Origin of the sequence: Mycobacterium neumannii (assembly GCF_002245615.1) — a bacterium.
Classification (GTDB): domain Bacteria; phylum Actinomycetota; class Actinomycetes; order Mycobacteriales; family Mycobacteriaceae; genus Mycobacterium; species Mycobacterium neumannii_A.
Genome location: NZ_NKCO01000031.1, coordinates 1 through 13,230, shown reverse-complemented (window position 1 = coordinate 13,230; position 13,230 = coordinate 1). Strand labels below are relative to the sequence as shown.

Genomic DNA, 13,230 nt, shown 5'->3' with positions numbered 1-13,230 from the left:
ACGCAGCAGCACGCTGCTGCCCACCGAGCCGAACGGGGTGGAGATGATGGCGAAATTCTTCCGCGCCCTCGGCGACCCCGCCCGGCTGCGGCTGCTGGAGTTCCTGCTGCACGAGGAACACGCCGTGGGCGAATGCGTCACGCACATCGGCCTGTCCCAGGGCCGGGTGTCCAGTCACTTGGCCTGCCTGTCCGACTGCGGCTACGTGCAGCTGCGCCGCCAAGGCCGCTTCGCCTACTACCGGGTCACCGACCCCCGCGTCGCGGAACTGGTGCTGCTGGCGCGCTCGCTGGCCGCGGACAACGCCGCCGCCCTCGCCGCGTGCATGCGCATCACCGCCCCGAACGCCTGACCAGCCGAGGAGACCGCCTCCATGTCGACCAACCCCGGCTCCGAGAGCAAGCGCACCGCGCTCGCCGCCGCCGGTTTCCTCCTGGTCCCCATCGTGTGTTGCGGCCTGCCGGTGCTGATCGCCGCCGGAGCCCTTGGCGCGGTGGGCTCGGTACTGGGCAACCCCTGGGTCATCGGCACCGCCGTCGTGGTGGTCCTCGCCGCGGTGACGCGGTTCGCGCGCCGGCGCGTCACCCGACACGGCGCCACCCGAGACAACTCGTGCTGCCCGCCCGTGCCACCCGCCCGCGACCAGCCCGATCGGCCACACGAGTCCTCCCACCCCAACCAGGAGTCCTGACCCATGCCTGACGCACCCGCCCCGACCGGACCTGCCGCGCCGCGCTCTCGTCGACGACTCGTCACGATCGCGCTGACCGTTATCGCCGTCGTCGGGATCTCCGTCGTGCTGTATTCGGCGTTTTCCCCGTCGAGCAAGCAGACCGCGTCCCCACCCGCTGCCGACGGCAGCGCAAAGGCCGGGACCACTGCCGCTGCGGGAGCGTTCACCGCCCGAACCCTGCAGGGCGTGCAGGTCGCGGTGCCCGGCTCGCGGCCCAGCGTGCTGTTCTTCTTCTCCGTCGGGTGCGGCGGTTGCGGTCCGGCCACCCACACCCTCGCCCAGGTCCAGCAGGCGGTCGGCACGAAGGCGAACTTCGTCGCCGTCGACATCGGCCCCGGCGAAACCGAGCAGGACATCACAGACTTCCTCACCGCCAACCAGGCCACCAGCCTTGCCTACGCCAGCGACAGCAACGCCACCCTGATCAGCGCCTACCAGGTCACTCAGCTGTCCACCGCCGTCGTGCTGGACGCCTCCGGCAAACCGGTGTTCCGCGCTGTCGAGCCCACCGCCGATCAGATCCGTGCCGAACTGGCCAAGGTGAGCGCGTGATCGGCCCGCTGTTGGCGCTCGCCTTCGGCGCCGGGATGCTCGCCCCGGTCAACCCCTGCGGCTTCGCCGTACTGCCCGCCTTCCTCGCCTACGCCGTCGACACCGGCGACGGCCAGGCGGACGCGCGGCCCGGCGCTTTGTCCCGGCTGGCCGGTGGCCTGCGCGCCGGGCTCGCGCTGACCGCCGGGTTCGCCGGCACCTTCACCGCCATCGGACTACTACTGGCCCTCGGCTTGCGTTCCCTGACCGGTGTCATCCCGTGGCTGGCCGCCGCGCTCGGCGCGATCCTGGCCGTGGGCGGCCTGGCCATGGTCGCCGGCGGACACCTGCCGCTGCGGCTACCCACCCGCCGTTCCGGCACCCCGCGGCAGGGGCCCAGAGGCATGGTGGCCTTCGGCGCCGGGTACGCACTGGCCTCCGCCTCCTGCACGCTCGCGGTGCTGCTCGCGGTCGTCACCCAAGCCCTGGCCAGCACCAACATCTCCGGCGTCCTGGTCGTATTCGCCGCCTACGCCGCCGGCTCCGCCACCCTGCTGCTGTCCCTCGCGCTATTCGCCGCATTCGCCAGCGGCCTGATCAACCGGTTCCTCCGACGGCTGCTGCCCCACATGAACCGCATCACCGGCGCCGTGCTTGCCCTTTCCGGCGGCTACCTACTCCTTTACTGGCTGCCACAACTACTCGGCGGGCACCCCGGCATCGGCGCACTCACCGGCGTCGTCGGCACCGTGTCAGCCTGGATCACCGGACACCAACTTGCGATCGCCATCACCGCACTCGGCCTCATCCTCGTCACCGCGATCGCCACCCTCACCCGCCGCGAACGCCGCCACACCACCACCGACACCGCCGACGACTGCTGCGCACCCAGGCCACAGCCCGAAGAAAATGCGGACCAGGTAGGAGGACCCGGCAGCAGGTGACCTGCCTGCCGGGATCCAACTGGCACGCGGGCCTCTACGATGCGAGCCCGAGGCGGCCGGATTGTCCCCATGGGAGTCCGGCAGGCGGCAAAGCCTTGCTGTAGAAGCAAACCACCACAGTCGACGACGCAGGGCTGCGGACTCTGCATGCCTCCATCTTCACGGAGAATTGCGCAAGCATCGCCCCGCACCACGCCGCCGGTTGCTGAACCGTCGGCATCCGCGAACGCATCGCCCAGCGGGGCGGCGTCTGGCACAACACAGTCTTTTATCGAACGCCGCTCAGCCGTCCGATGATCGGTCGGCCCAGTCTGACTGGACATTTGCCGCAACGAGTGGCCATTCCGCAAAGGCTCGGCTACCGCCAGTTCGCAACGCGGCCATCAAGAGTTCAGTGAGACATGAGGGTCCTTGAGCGGCTACTTCACCGTTCGATGATCGGGCAGATCGATCTGTTCGGTTCCGACTCGGTATCGGCTGCCACGGCGGTGTCCCGACTGGCGGTGAGGCTCGCACGCAGCGCCAGCAATTCGGTAATGGTGTTGTCGATCTCCGCGATCCGGGCGTCGAGTAGATCCCGTACGGCTCCGCACGGGGTGGGACCGGCGCGGCGGAGGGTGAGGATGGTGCCGATGTCGTCCAGGGGGAGGTCCAGGTCGCGGGCGCGGCGGATGAAGGTGAGGGTGTCGACGTCGTCCTGGTTGTAAAGGCGGTACCCGGCCGCAGTGCGCTGGGCGGGCGGCAGCAGGCCGCGCTCCTCATACAAGCGCACGGCCTTACGGGTGAGCCCGGCCGCCTGGGCGGCCCGCCCGACGGTCATCGCCTGGGCCATCGTCTGCCTCCTTCGCGTCCCGGCCGCTCGCCTTGACCTTCACCTGGGGTGAAGGTTTTAGCGTCTCCAGTGTAGGACCGGAAACCGAAGGGAGGCGCAGGTCATGGCAATAGTCGAGTGCGAGGTGTACCGGCGCCCGGACCCGGAGCGCGGATGTGAGATGACCGTCACCAAGGGCGCCGTCCCAGGCCACGGTCGCGACCGCAACCCCACCTGTTGCTGCGGGCACACCATGGAGAAAGTCCGCTGAGCCGCGGCCAGCCAGGACGTGCGGGCACCGGGCTGCGCCAGGTGTTCTCCCATCCTGGTTACCGCCGGTTGTGGGCGGCGCGCACCGCTTCTGCCTGGGGTGACGCGTTCGCCACCGTGGCGTTGGGCCTGCTGGTGTGGGACCGCACCGGCTCCGGGCTCGGTGTGGCCGGGGTGATCGTCGCGGAGATCGTCCCGGTGCTGCTGCTGGCACCGTTCGCTGGGGTGGCAGTCGACTGGTTCTCGCCGGTGCGGGTCATGGTGGTTGCCGACTTGGCGCGCGTGCTGGTGGCTGCGGGGCTACCGCTGGTCGCCGGCTCGGTGCCGGGCATCTACGCGGTGGCGTTCGCCATGTCCGCAGCGTCGGCGTTGTTCAATCCGGCCGCCAGTGCCGCGCTGCCCGCGCTGGTGAACGAGGAGGAGTTGATCGCCGGGAACTCGGGGATCTGGACCGCCGCGGTGCTCTCCCAGATCGTGCTCGCCCCGGCTGCGGGTGCCGTGGTCGCGACCGTCGGCTATGGCCTGGCGTTCTGGGTGAACGCAGCGAGCTTCGCCGTCTCGGCGCTGCTGCTGTCCCGCCTGCACCTGCTGCGCCCGGCAGCCGATGCGGCCCGTGCCGCCTGGTGGCATCAGGCCCGAGACGGCATCAGGGTGCTGGCCGGGCACCGGGTGCTGCGAGCCTTGGCCGCTGGTCAGGCCCTGGCGGCGTTGTCGGCCGGAGCGACCAGTGCCCTGCTGGTTGTGTTGATCCGCGAGCGCCTGGGCAGGGGCCCCGCCGGATACGGAATCGCGCTGGCCTGCATCGGCGTGGGCGCCGCAGCAGGCCCGTTACTGCTGACCCGGCTGATCACCGATCCTCGCAAACCCGCGTTCATTTTCGGACCCTATCTGTTGCGCGCCGCCGTAGATGCCGTCCTTGCGAGTGTCCGCGTCCCGGTGGTGGCGTTGGGCAGCCTGGCCGGCTACGGCGGGGGCACCTCTGCCGGCGCAGTCACCTTCAACTCGCTGCTGCAGGCCGAAACCCCACCCGCCGCACGCGGCCGGGTCTTCGCCGCCTTCGATCTGATCTGGCAACTCGGCCGCCTGGCCTCCCTCGGGCTGGGTGGGTGGCTGGCTGATGCGGCAGGGATCACCGCCGTCTACGCCGCAGGGGCTGCACTGCTCGTCGCTGCCGCTCTGATCGGCCGAGCCGGTCTGACCGACCATCGCCACCACCAAGAGAAGAGGCGCTGACGCGAGGACTTCGGCGCCGGCGACGACGCTCGGCCACTGGCATCAGTCCGACGAACAGAGCTCCGACTCCGCAGCGATCACCAGGGGCCGGCTGGAAAATCGCCATTCACACCAGGCCCGCCCTTGGAGAATCCCGAGGTAGGTTCCACCGAGGCGCCGCCGCCCTGCGACACCGTTCCTTCTGCGACAGCTTGACTGTTTACATAAGCACGGCGATCTTGCTGCGCTGGCTGACCGACCCGTCAAGTCGGGACTTCGCTCTCAGCGATTTGATCGTCATCACCGCCCACACTGGGGATGAGTTCGAGCAGACTCTGCGCGATGTCGAAGAGGTCGTGCTGCCCGCGCTCCGCCGCCATGGTGTGCGGTTCATCCAGGTCGCCGCACGCAGCGCAAGACGACCGCCGGCGGGGAGGGGGTCGTTGTGCTCGACGACTCCACCACACCGCAGCGGCTGTACGTCGATGGCTACAAGCTCTCGGACGAAATGCTCTCGGCCGGAACGCTTCCCCAACTCGGGGGAGCCCGCATGTGCTCGGTCCACGCCAAGGGGAACTGCCTGGATCCGATCATCGCGTCGGTGACCGCAGGTCGTCGGTATCGCCACGTGCTGGGATTCGAAGCCGGTGAGCGGGCCCGCGCTACCAAGGATGCGGTGTTCAACACCGAACGCCGGACAGGGTGGTACCCGCTCCTGGAGTGGGGTTGGGATCGGACCCGGTGCACAGACTTCATCGCTGAGGTGACCGGGCGCCGGTGGTCAAAATCGGCGTGTGGCTTCTGCCCCTTCGCAATGGCCACGGCCTCAGGTCGGCACGCCCTCGTCGAGCGCTACCGCCGCGAACCACATGCCGGCGCCCAGGCGCTGTTCCTCGAGTTCGTTGCCCGCAGCCTGAACGAACGACAGACCCTCATCGCCGGTGGGTCGGCGGCCGAACTGGTGGACGCCGCCGGTCTGACCGAGGTTCAGGCGCACTACGAGGCACTGTTGGCTGACAAGCCTCACGCCGTCTACGAGGTTCGCCGGCTGACGCGCCGTTCGTCCAAGCGGACCGATGGTCGCGGCATCACCGCGCGTTCGGTACGCGCGGTGGCGCACGGTACGCGGGAGCAGATGACGAGGCAGCTGGCGGCTCAGCCCGGCGACCGCCACGACGGGCCGGACGGCATCACGCGTCACGTATTGCGGGCCCGCGGTACCGAATTGCCCTCCCTGGAACACTTCTACGTCGTCTGCCCGGCAGTGGTGGAGGACAAAGCGCGGCCCGGCTTCGACGAATGGTGGCAGGAGGCGACCAGCGATGCTGTTCTGTTCTGAGCTCAACTCACCCCACCGCGACGGTGTAGCCTATGGGCAACGTCACCGGAGGGAGCTGGCCATGGACGCCGACACGTCCGCAGACGACGGTTCCGCGATCCTGGCGGCGCTGGGTGCCGCGATCCGAGAGCACCGGACCGCGGCGGGTCTGACGCAGGCGCAGCTCGCCGAACGGGCGGGTATCGGCCGGCCGCATCTCAATCACATCGAGGGTGGGCGTAAGAGCCCGACTGTCGTGGTGCTGGTTCACCTCGCTCGCGGCCTGGGCGTCGACCCCGCGGCCCTCCTACAGACCCAGGGTGCGGCTCAGTAAGGCGATACGCCGAAGGTGCGTGAGGCCTCGATGCGCTGAATCAACTCGGCGGTGTCGGCGTGATCGGGGCGACCAGCGTTGTCGGTGCCGGTCTGGATGAGAGCGACCAGTTCTCCGCTGGCGCGAAGCTCATAGCGCGGCAAGTCGGATGTCTCAACCGTCCGTGCATCGTCGATGGCGTCCAGCGTGGCGGCCAAGACCGCCGTCACGGCGACTTCGTGGTCCTGGGCCGACCCGATCATCGTGTCGACTCTGCGCGCGGTCGTGGTCGTCAGGGTCCAGTGCGCGGTCATGGCGCTGCCTCCTTGCGTGGGGGATACCTCGGCCACAGTGTGCGCTACCAAACAGCAAAAACCGGGTCTGCCTTCCACTGCTGTGGATAAACAGACCCGGCTCTTGGCAGGCTGTGGATAACCCTTAGCCGCTGGGCGGGGCGTAGTCCCGGTCACGGGGATCGGCGGCGAAGTCGGGCCCATCCAAGAAGATCTGCACACCGGTGCGGTGCGCTGTCGTCAGCAGGTCCACGGTGCTGACGGCTCCGGCCTGATCGAGCACCTGGAAAGTAATCGGTCCCATATGCAGATCGAGCCACCGCAGTTGGCGCGAACGGTCACGCGATAGCTCCTGGCGGGGCACCACGGCGTAGGCGGGGCGGCGCATCCAGTCGACGGAAACGGTCGGCACGGCGAAGGGCTCGTCCGCCGGTACCGGCGCCGGGATCGAACGCGGGATGAGCGTCATCGCCGCCCGGGCTGCGCAGAACCCTTCCAGCACCCGCTGGACGGCCTGGGCCGAGAACATCGTCATCAGCAGGCCGCCCCACTGCAACCGCAGGCGGGCCTCTGGGGAGCAGGCGTGGAAGACAGCGACGTCTCCGCTCTGGTCGCCTTGGATGCGGACCATCGTGTGGGTTAGCAGCGCGGCGGGGGTGACATGGGTGTCGGTGGCGCGAGACTTCATCGGACTGCCTTTCGGTTGATGTTGCTTATAAGCAACAGTCTATCGTGTAATCCGTTGTCGTGCAACATGTTTGATGAACCAGCATGCGCGTGTTGGCTTGCTCCAATCACCGCTCTGATCAGGGCCTTTCGTTTCCTGCCCCTCGACATCCGCTGCCGCGGAGCAAAGGGGAGCTGCCCAGACCGAGGTGGCGGCAAGTCGTGACCCGAGCTGAGCCGGGCCTGCATGCAACCAGACCCCGGTGCACGTGAGCGGCCGCCGGCGAACCTGGAAGCCTGGCCCCCGCCGGAACCATTTTTCGGCGAAGTTGCTCGCGGTGGTGGACTCCGCTTCACGTTGCTCCGTACGGTCCGTCACATGACAGCTTCACTCTCCGGCGGCCTAGACGACGCCGAAAACGATTTGCGCACAGCGCAGTTTGAGACCGACTGGCACCGGCAGGGCCAGTACGCCCGCTCGGCTGCCGACACTGCCGCGCAAGTGGCCGTCGACAGCACGACCAGCGACGCCGACCGGGCCCGGGCTGTGGCGGTGATGGACACCGCCCTCGCGCTGGCAGCGCGCAGCCTGCTGCGCGAAGCGCAGTCGACGCTTGCAGATGCGCGCGGCCACGCTGACCCGCAGCGCCGGCGAGAACTGGCACGGTCGGCCGTGAGTAAGGCCCGTCAGGTCGCCCGTCACCGCGATGCCACCGAGGACGAGCGCGCCGAGGCTCGACAGATCATCGGCCACGGACGGATGCTCGCAACAACGGTGGGCGCTTCGGTGCGGCGCCAGCAGCGCGTGGAGCGTGAGCAGGAACAACCCGGCATCGCGATCTAAGCGCGGTCCGGGCCGCGCGGCCACATCAGGGCGGTGCGTACGCTCGCCCGCGTGAGCAGGGACATCGAAGCGACGCCGCACCCGCGGTTTCCGGTACGCCTCACCGCTGAGTGCGTGGGCTGGGCTCGCACTGCCCACTACGTGACCACCGTGGCTGAGGATGGCGATGTTCAGCTGCGCTCGGAGGCGGGTGCCCCTACGCGGTACTTCATCCGGCGCCGCGGACCGGACCGACTCGAACTCACCCAGCTCGACGACGACGCCGAGCACCCGCTGCTGTTCGTGGCCGACACCGAAGTGCTGGAAAGACATTTGATCGGCCTGTTCGCCGATGACATCCGCGAGGATCTCGACTTGCCGCTCCTCGAAATAGGCTGGACTGTCGACGATTTGGCCAGAGGCTACGAGGTCAGCGAGATGGAGCGGGGCTACCGCACGCTCAAACGGGTGGGTGGGGGACCGGTCGCCGCGGCACCGGATCCCACCTTGAGCCTGCTCGCGCTGGTGCCACTGTCGCACTACCTGCAATGGTCGATTGCCGACCTCAAGCGCTCGTTTCTCAGTCCGACCGGCAGCCCGCTGCTGCGCCGCGGCGGCTACGCGGCACCTTAGCTGCCACTCGGCCACCCGATTATCGCCGCCATCTCACGATGTGGACACTTTGGAGGTCAATGCCGCTGCGGTGGTGGACGCCTCACACTCCGCGTTTATACGGTCCGGGCTGAAATAGCTTGATAGGTCCTGCAACACGCTGGGGAGCGTGCTGCATCGGAGGCCGGGGGCGGCATGCAACACACGCGACACGCGCGATGCGGCCACCCCGGCATGCCTGACGGCGTCCCATCTCATGGCACACCAGCTCTGCGGCTTTCTCCGCCGCGCCGTCAGCGACCGTCGCCCACTTCGGGCGACGCAACGATTCGCATCGGCAAATCACTCACCACAGGCACAGGAAGCTGACCACCATCCATGGAAATCTCCACTCGCCCGCACTGGACAGCAGGGACCGCGGTGACCGCAGCGGCCATCACCCTCGCCCCGCTGATTGCAGGGCCCTCCGCTCTGCACGCCCCGACCCTGCCCATATCACTACCACCGGCGGTATCCGTGTCGCAGGTACAGCTCGCGGCCGTCATCAGCCCGACCGACATCGACAACCTGGTCGACAGGTTGAACTCGGCCCTCGCCTCGGTGTCCTCGACCGTTACCGCCGCGGTGGCGATGCCCGCCAACAGTCTGACCTCGGTACTGGACTCCGCTGTCTCGGTGAACAATTCGCTGTGGGACGGCCTGATCGATGCCACCGATAACCGGTCCCTCGTTGACCTGCTCAACGCATTGCGGGCGACGTCCTCGGGGAGCCTGTCCCGGCTGTCGACCACAGTGGGCGATACCGGGGCCGCTGTGGTGCTCACGACCGGGGAAGTCACCGACTTGCTGGCCTCGGCGCTGACCGGCTCTCTGAGCACCGCATTGCACGCGGTCGCCACCATTGTGAACAATCCGCTGGCGCTGGCAAGCTACACCGGCCTTCTCAACGCGCCCCTCGACATCGCAGGACTGGTCGTGAACAACGGACTGTCGCTGGTCGACAGCGTGGGATCGGGCGCGCTGTCGGTGACTAGCACCCTGGTTACCGGGGTGACGTTCCAGATCGACAACATTCTCCGCGGCGTGAACGGACTGATTGACGCGGCCAAGGGCGCGGTGCCCGGCGTGGCACTGCTCGACGGCGTACTGACCGCAGTGCAGGGGATCGTGTCAGCGCCGGTGACCGCAGCGCTGGCGGGGGTCGACGGCGTGGCCGGCACGCTTACTTCCGCCGCATCCCGCGTTCTGAGCAAGCTCGCCGGTGGCGCATCTGAGATCGGCGCAGCCTGGCTCGGGGATGGCACGGCCAGCGGAGCCCTCCAGGAGGCGATCAACGCGATCGGCGCAGCTCCACTGAGTGCGGCGAGCTACACCCGTGCGCTCGGCGTGGTGGTCAGCGCTGGGATCAGCTCCGTGCGGTCGGTCGCGAGCGCCGGAGCCAGCCTGCTGTCGGTGCCATTCACCGCAGGCGCAGACCTCACGTCAACGGCTTCAGCCATGATCACCCGGTTCACTGACGGGGTGGCCACAGCCGCATCAGGCATCCTGCACGCAGCGGGTCTACCGTCCTTCGTCTCCTCGCTGCCGCACGCCCTGGCGACGACCATCAACATCACCGTGCGCGCTGTGAGCTTCGGAGTCTCAACGGGACTCAACGCCGTCGCTGCCGTGCTCGACATCGGCTCGGCGATAGCGGGCTCCTCGACTCCTACGCTGTCGCGCGAAGCGTCTAGCCGCGTGCTCATCGACGTCCCAACCCTCACCGCCAGCAGTGCGGGACCGACCGCCGGGGCGGAGGAGCCAAGCCCGGAAGCCGACACCGCGCCCTCACCGATGGCGGGGGAGGGACACCCTGCGACGGTCGCGGAGGAAGCACCTCTTGCCAGCGCAGGTGCGCCGGAAGCACCGCACGCGGACATGGCCGTCTCGTTGCCGGCGGTGGACGGTACACCCGTGGAAGTGGAGCAAGAGCTCGGCGACGCGGACACGGGGCAGTTGACGTCTCTTACCGGCACATCCTCGGCCGGAGACCCATCGCCTCAGGGCAGCGCCGCGCTGGACCCAGACACCAGTGACGGCGAGGCGCTGACCCGGCCGACCGCACACAGCGCAGCGTCCGAGGGTGATGATGCCGCCACGACCCGCCCGACAGCCCGGCCTGCGAAAGACGCCGACAATGCCTCGCCCGGTGACCGGGCCGACACGCATGGCCGGCATGCCTCCGGCGAGACCGCATCGGATTCTTCGGGCACGGCTACCGGACGGCACCGCAGTGACTCGCCGTCCTCCGCGTCGAACTCGCAGAAGCCCTCGAACAGCCGCGTCGGATCCGACAACGACCGCGCAGGAAAGGGCGAAGCCGCCGCCTGACGCCCAGCGCCGGTCATCCGTTAAATCGTTACTTATCAACGAAATATCGCAAAGAAGGGAACAGGTATGAACATTCAGTACACGAAGGACGATCGGCGGAGCATGCGCCGGCTCCTGGAGAACGAGGTGCTCATCCGGGCCCTGCAGCAAGCGCGGGACGGGATTCTCTCCCCGCAGTGGCGCGACACCTTGGAAGAGAACGGCGCCTTAGCGGATGCGCCCGATTTTCAGGGGGTCCACGGTGCAGTCATTGCCACCATCCAAGCGATGCCACTGGCCGCCTGGGAACCCGGAGTCAACTCGGAAACTCGGTCAGCTCTGGATCGGTGGTATCACGACGCGTCGGACGAACTCGGCAAGTCCTATGAACACCGCCTCCGCACACATGCCCGCACCGCCGCGATCGGCATCCAGGTGCAGAACTTGAAGCTGCTCAGCTGCAGCCTCCGAGCGCAAGACCCAGCACCAGCACTCCGAATGGATGTCCCCATAGTCGACGATGTGCAGGGAAAAGCATTGCGGGAACTCGAATCAGAGTTCATCGTCAAACGAGACACCCTCCTTGCCTCCTACCTTGCTGCGCTGGCGACCACCGGAATGGAAGTCGACTGGCGGTCGTGGTTCGAAGAGCGGATCGCGTCCTGGGAAGACCGGACGGCTGCCGACCTCGCCCGCATTTCACTGCATGCCAGGGTTTTTGAACAGATTCCGGCATACTGGTGACTCGCCCTACCGCGTGGTAGCCGACTCCCTATTGCAGTTGGTCGGGCATGCCGACATCGGCAATACGGCTCTCGCGCAATCCTTTCCAGGAGGCATGCCGCAAGCCTCCGGGGCTGTTGTACTCCCGGAAAGCCACTTCACCGACATACCGGGGACGAACCCAGGTGACCCCTCCGATCGCGGGTGCATCCGGCACCGGAGCGGCTTCCTGGGCAAGGCCGTCGAGAAGGCTATAGAGGCGCCGGCGCTCGGTGTCGCTGAACCCGGAGCCGACCTGGCCTACGAGAACGAGTTGACCATCCTCGCGGCGGCCGGCGAGCAAAAGGGATCCGACGCGCCCCGATCGAGTCGGTCCAGTGGGCGGCCACCAGCCGACGATCACCAGCTCGCAACTGCGCCGTACCGGCGACTTGATCCACGCAGAGGATCGTCCTGAGACATATGGCGAATTCAGGCGTTTGGCGACGACTCCCTCGACGCCATTTTCAGCGGCCGCCGCGAGCATGTCGACGGGCTTTGCATCGTCCCAGTACGGGGGGATCATCAACGGGTATCCCTGGGGCAGCGCACTCAGCATCTGGCGGCGCTCAACATAGGGACGGTCGGTGAGGTCGTCGTTGCCGCTGGCGAGTAAATCGAAAGCGAAGAACATCACCGGCACCTGCTCCAACAGGCTGCGGGTGGGACGTCGACGCATCGGCCACCGCTGCTGGAGCCTGGAGAACGACGGGCGGCCGAGCTGGTCCAGGGCGACTATTTCGCCGTCGAGCAGCAGACGTTGCCCACCGGTCACCTCAGTGATTTTGGCGAGTTCGGGAAAGGTGGAGGTGATGTCGGCTGCGTTGCGGGAGAACACTTTTACTGCGAATGGCTCGATGATGCAGCGGCCGCGGAACCCGTCCCACTTGTATTCCACAGCCCAGCCGTCGCCCGATGGCGGAGGCCCCAGGGTGGCCAGCATCGGGTCGGGCAATCGCAGCGGCCGAGCAGAGGACATGTGTGCAGATAGCGTACCGGCGCCCGGTCGTGCCAGTCGGCCGCCGAGCGATCCGTTCCACCTCCACCTACGGTGCATCTGTCGGGCACTAGAACCACCCAAGTTTGGTGATGACGCCCGCGGCGGCCATGGCGGCCGAAGCGCCACCTGCTGCCCACCGCCATTTAGCCGGACGGTACGGCGGCTGGGTCGCCAGCAGCAGCCGGTACCGCAGTGTCACCATCCAGCCCGCGCGAGCCACCCGCTCGAACTCGCTCGGCTCGTTGTCATGCTTCGCCATGCACGCATGCTGCGCCGAATCGACACCGAAATTCTCCCCAGGAGAGGGTAGCTGCTGGCGGGTGTCAGGGTAGCCAGTGGCGGCTCGTACATTAACCTTTTACATGTCCATGTACTATCCGCCAGCACAGACCCCGCCAGGACATACCCTATGAGTTCTCGACGCCTCCAGCTCGGCATCGGCATGGACGCCGTGCGAGCCGCCACCGGTTGCGTCCAGCAGAGTGGTGTACGAGTCGGACCTGATCGGCGGTACCGGCGTGTCGTAGCCGAGTGATTGAAGGTCATCGCGTGATTCTTCGAGGGACCGTCCAAAGTCACTCGAGCAAAGGAAT

The 13,230-nt window shown here is 67.6% G+C and carries 17 protein-coding genes; 12 read left to right on the top strand and 5 right to left on the bottom strand.

What is annotated here, in order from left to right; translation table 11 throughout:
• Nucleotides 1–43: 43 nt before the first annotated feature.
• The 4 genes from CEX88_RS23875 to CEX88_RS23860 are packed head-to-tail and all read left to right on the top strand — an operon-like array spanning nt 44 to nt 2,208.
• Nucleotides 44–352, top strand: a complete 309-nt coding sequence (locus tag CEX88_RS23875) for an ArsR/SmtB family transcription factor (RefSeq protein WP_079633045.1) — start codon at nt 44–46, stop codon at nt 350–352.
• A 21-nt stretch (nt 353–373) separates the two neighbouring features.
• Complete coding sequence (locus CEX88_RS23870) at nt 374–691, top strand: hypothetical protein (protein WP_014805445.1); 318 nt, start codon at nt 374–376, stop codon at nt 689–691.
• Between the two features lie 3 nt (nt 692–694).
• The gene (locus CEX88_RS23865) at nt 695–1,285 is read left to right on the top strand and encodes a TlpA family protein disulfide reductase (protein ID WP_014805444.1); all 591 of its coding nucleotides are present in this window, start codon (nt 695–697) and stop codon (nt 1,283–1,285) included.
• Nucleotides 1,282–2,208, top strand: a complete 927-nt coding sequence (locus CEX88_RS23860) for a cytochrome c biogenesis CcdA family protein (RefSeq protein WP_014805443.1) — start codon at nt 1,282–1,284, stop codon at nt 2,206–2,208. Before CEX88_RS23865 ends, CEX88_RS23860 begins: the two co-directional genes overlap by 4 nt.
• A 424-nt stretch (nt 2,209–2,632) precedes the next feature.
• On the opposite strand, the gene CEX88_RS23855 is transcribed toward CEX88_RS23860, so the two are convergent.
• Nucleotides 2,633–3,040 (bottom strand): heavy metal-responsive transcriptional regulator, encoded by a 408-nt coding sequence (locus tag CEX88_RS23855; protein ID WP_094295398.1) that lies wholly within the window; start codon nt 3,038–3,040, stop codon nt 2,633–2,635.
• Nucleotides 3,041–3,143: 103 nt separating this feature from the next.
• Between CEX88_RS23855 and CEX88_RS26170 the strand changes: the two genes are divergently transcribed.
• The 4 genes from CEX88_RS26170 (at nt 3,144) to CEX88_RS23840 (ending at nt 6,153) form a co-directional block, all read left to right on the top strand.
• The gene (locus CEX88_RS26170) at nt 3,144–3,290 is read left to right on the top strand and encodes a hypothetical protein (RefSeq protein WP_014805441.1); all 147 of its coding nucleotides are present in this window, start codon (nt 3,144–3,146) and stop codon (nt 3,288–3,290) included.
• A gap of 41 nt (nt 3,291–3,331) precedes the next feature.
• Complete coding sequence (locus CEX88_RS23850) at nt 3,332–4,522, top strand: MFS transporter (RefSeq protein ID WP_014805440.1); 1,191 nt, start codon at nt 3,332–3,334, stop codon at nt 4,520–4,522.
• A gap of 424 nt (nt 4,523–4,946) precedes the next feature.
• Nucleotides 4,947–5,840 (top strand): hypothetical protein, encoded by an 894-nt coding sequence (locus CEX88_RS23845; protein WP_238382181.1) that lies wholly within the window; start codon nt 4,947–4,949, stop codon nt 5,838–5,840.
• 61 nt (nt 5,841–5,901) lie between these two features.
• Nucleotides 5,902–6,153, top strand: a complete 252-nt coding sequence (locus tag CEX88_RS23840; RefSeq protein ID WP_094295397.1) for a helix-turn-helix domain-containing protein — start codon at nt 5,902–5,904, stop codon at nt 6,151–6,153.
• Here the strand turns inward: CEX88_RS23840 and CEX88_RS23835 are convergent.
• Together CEX88_RS23835 and CEX88_RS23830 are read right to left on the bottom strand one after the other, a co-directional pair.
• Nucleotides 6,147–6,446 (bottom strand): hypothetical protein, encoded by a 300-nt coding sequence (locus CEX88_RS23835; protein WP_094295396.1) that lies wholly within the window; start codon nt 6,444–6,446, stop codon nt 6,147–6,149. The genes CEX88_RS23840 and CEX88_RS23835 overlap by 7 nt on opposite strands.
• Nucleotides 6,447–6,570: 124 nt before the next feature.
• Nucleotides 6,571–7,113 (bottom strand): hypothetical protein, encoded by a 543-nt coding sequence (locus CEX88_RS23830; protein ID WP_094295395.1) that lies wholly within the window; start codon nt 7,111–7,113, stop codon nt 6,571–6,573.
• 357 nt (nt 7,114–7,470) lie between these two features.
• Between CEX88_RS23830 and CEX88_RS26450 the strand changes: the two genes are divergently transcribed.
• From CEX88_RS26450 to CEX88_RS23810, 4 genes are all read left to right on the top strand, one after another.
• Nucleotides 7,471–7,935, top strand: coding sequence for a hypothetical protein (locus CEX88_RS26450; RefSeq protein ID WP_238382180.1), 465 nt, complete (start codon nt 7,471–7,473; stop codon nt 7,933–7,935).
• A gap of 51 nt (nt 7,936–7,986) precedes the next feature.
• Nucleotides 7,987–8,547 (top strand): Imm61 family immunity protein, encoded by a 561-nt coding sequence (locus tag CEX88_RS23820; RefSeq protein ID WP_238382179.1) that lies wholly within the window; start codon nt 7,987–7,989, stop codon nt 8,545–8,547.
• Nucleotides 8,548–8,904: 357 nt separating this feature from the next.
• Nucleotides 8,905–10,896: a hypothetical protein gene (locus CEX88_RS23815; protein WP_126315854.1), complete on the top strand. Its 1,992-nt coding sequence runs from the start codon at nt 8,905–8,907 to the stop codon at nt 10,894–10,896.
• Nucleotides 10,897–10,962: 66 nt separating this feature from the next.
• Nucleotides 10,963–11,619, top strand: coding sequence for a hypothetical protein (locus tag CEX88_RS23810; RefSeq protein WP_094295393.1), 657 nt, complete (start codon nt 10,963–10,965; stop codon nt 11,617–11,619).
• A gap of 28 nt (nt 11,620–11,647) precedes the next feature.
• On the opposite strand, the gene ligD is transcribed toward CEX88_RS23810, so the two are convergent.
• Entirely contained in the window at nt 11,648–12,616 is a 969-nt protein-coding gene (gene ligD, locus CEX88_RS23805; protein WP_094295392.1) for a non-homologous end-joining DNA ligase, read from the bottom strand.
• An 88-nt stretch (nt 12,617–12,704) separates the two neighbouring features.
• Nucleotides 12,705–12,896, bottom strand: coding sequence for a hypothetical protein (locus CEX88_RS23800; protein WP_094295391.1), 192 nt, complete (start codon nt 12,894–12,896; stop codon nt 12,705–12,707).
• Nucleotides 12,897–13,230: the final 334 nt, after the last annotated feature.

Bases quoted from the DNA above. Each gene is read 5' to 3' on its own strand.
- CEX88_RS26450 (WP_238382180.1), top strand. From the start codon at position 7,471: ATGACAGCTTCACTCTCCGGCGGCCTAGACGACGCCGAAAACGATTTG.
- ligD (WP_094295392.1), bottom strand. From the start codon at position 12,616: ATGTCCTCTGCTCGGCCGCTGCGATTGCCCGACCCGATGCTGGCCACC.
- CEX88_RS23870 (WP_014805445.1), top strand. From the start codon at position 374: ATGTCGACCAACCCCGGCTCCGAGAGCAAGCGCACCGCGCTCGCCGCC.
- CEX88_RS23800 (WP_094295391.1), bottom strand. From the start codon at position 12,896: ATGGCGAAGCATGACAACGAGCCGAGCGAGTTCGAGCGGGTGGCTCGC.
- CEX88_RS26170 (WP_014805441.1), top strand. From the start codon at position 3,144: ATGGCAATAGTCGAGTGCGAGGTGTACCGGCGCCCGGACCCGGAGCGC.
- CEX88_RS23875 (WP_079633045.1), top strand. From the start codon at position 44: ATGATGGCGAAATTCTTCCGCGCCCTCGGCGACCCCGCCCGGCTGCGG.
- CEX88_RS23810 (WP_094295393.1), top strand. From the start codon at position 10,963: ATGAACATTCAGTACACGAAGGACGATCGGCGGAGCATGCGCCGGCTC.
- CEX88_RS23830 (WP_094295395.1), bottom strand. From the start codon at position 7,113: ATGAAGTCTCGCGCCACCGACACCCATGTCACCCCCGCCGCGCTGCTA.
- CEX88_RS23855 (WP_094295398.1), bottom strand. From the start codon at position 3,040: ATGGCCCAGGCGATGACCGTCGGGCGGGCCGCCCAGGCGGCCGGGCTC.
- CEX88_RS23815 (WP_126315854.1), top strand. From the start codon at position 8,905: ATGGAAATCTCCACTCGCCCGCACTGGACAGCAGGGACCGCGGTGACC.
- CEX88_RS23840 (WP_094295397.1), top strand. From the start codon at position 5,902: ATGGACGCCGACACGTCCGCAGACGACGGTTCCGCGATCCTGGCGGCG.
- CEX88_RS23835 (WP_094295396.1), bottom strand. From the start codon at position 6,446: ATGACCGCGCACTGGACCCTGACGACCACGACCGCGCGCAGAGTCGAC.
- CEX88_RS23865 (WP_014805444.1), top strand. From the start codon at position 695: ATGCCTGACGCACCCGCCCCGACCGGACCTGCCGCGCCGCGCTCTCGT.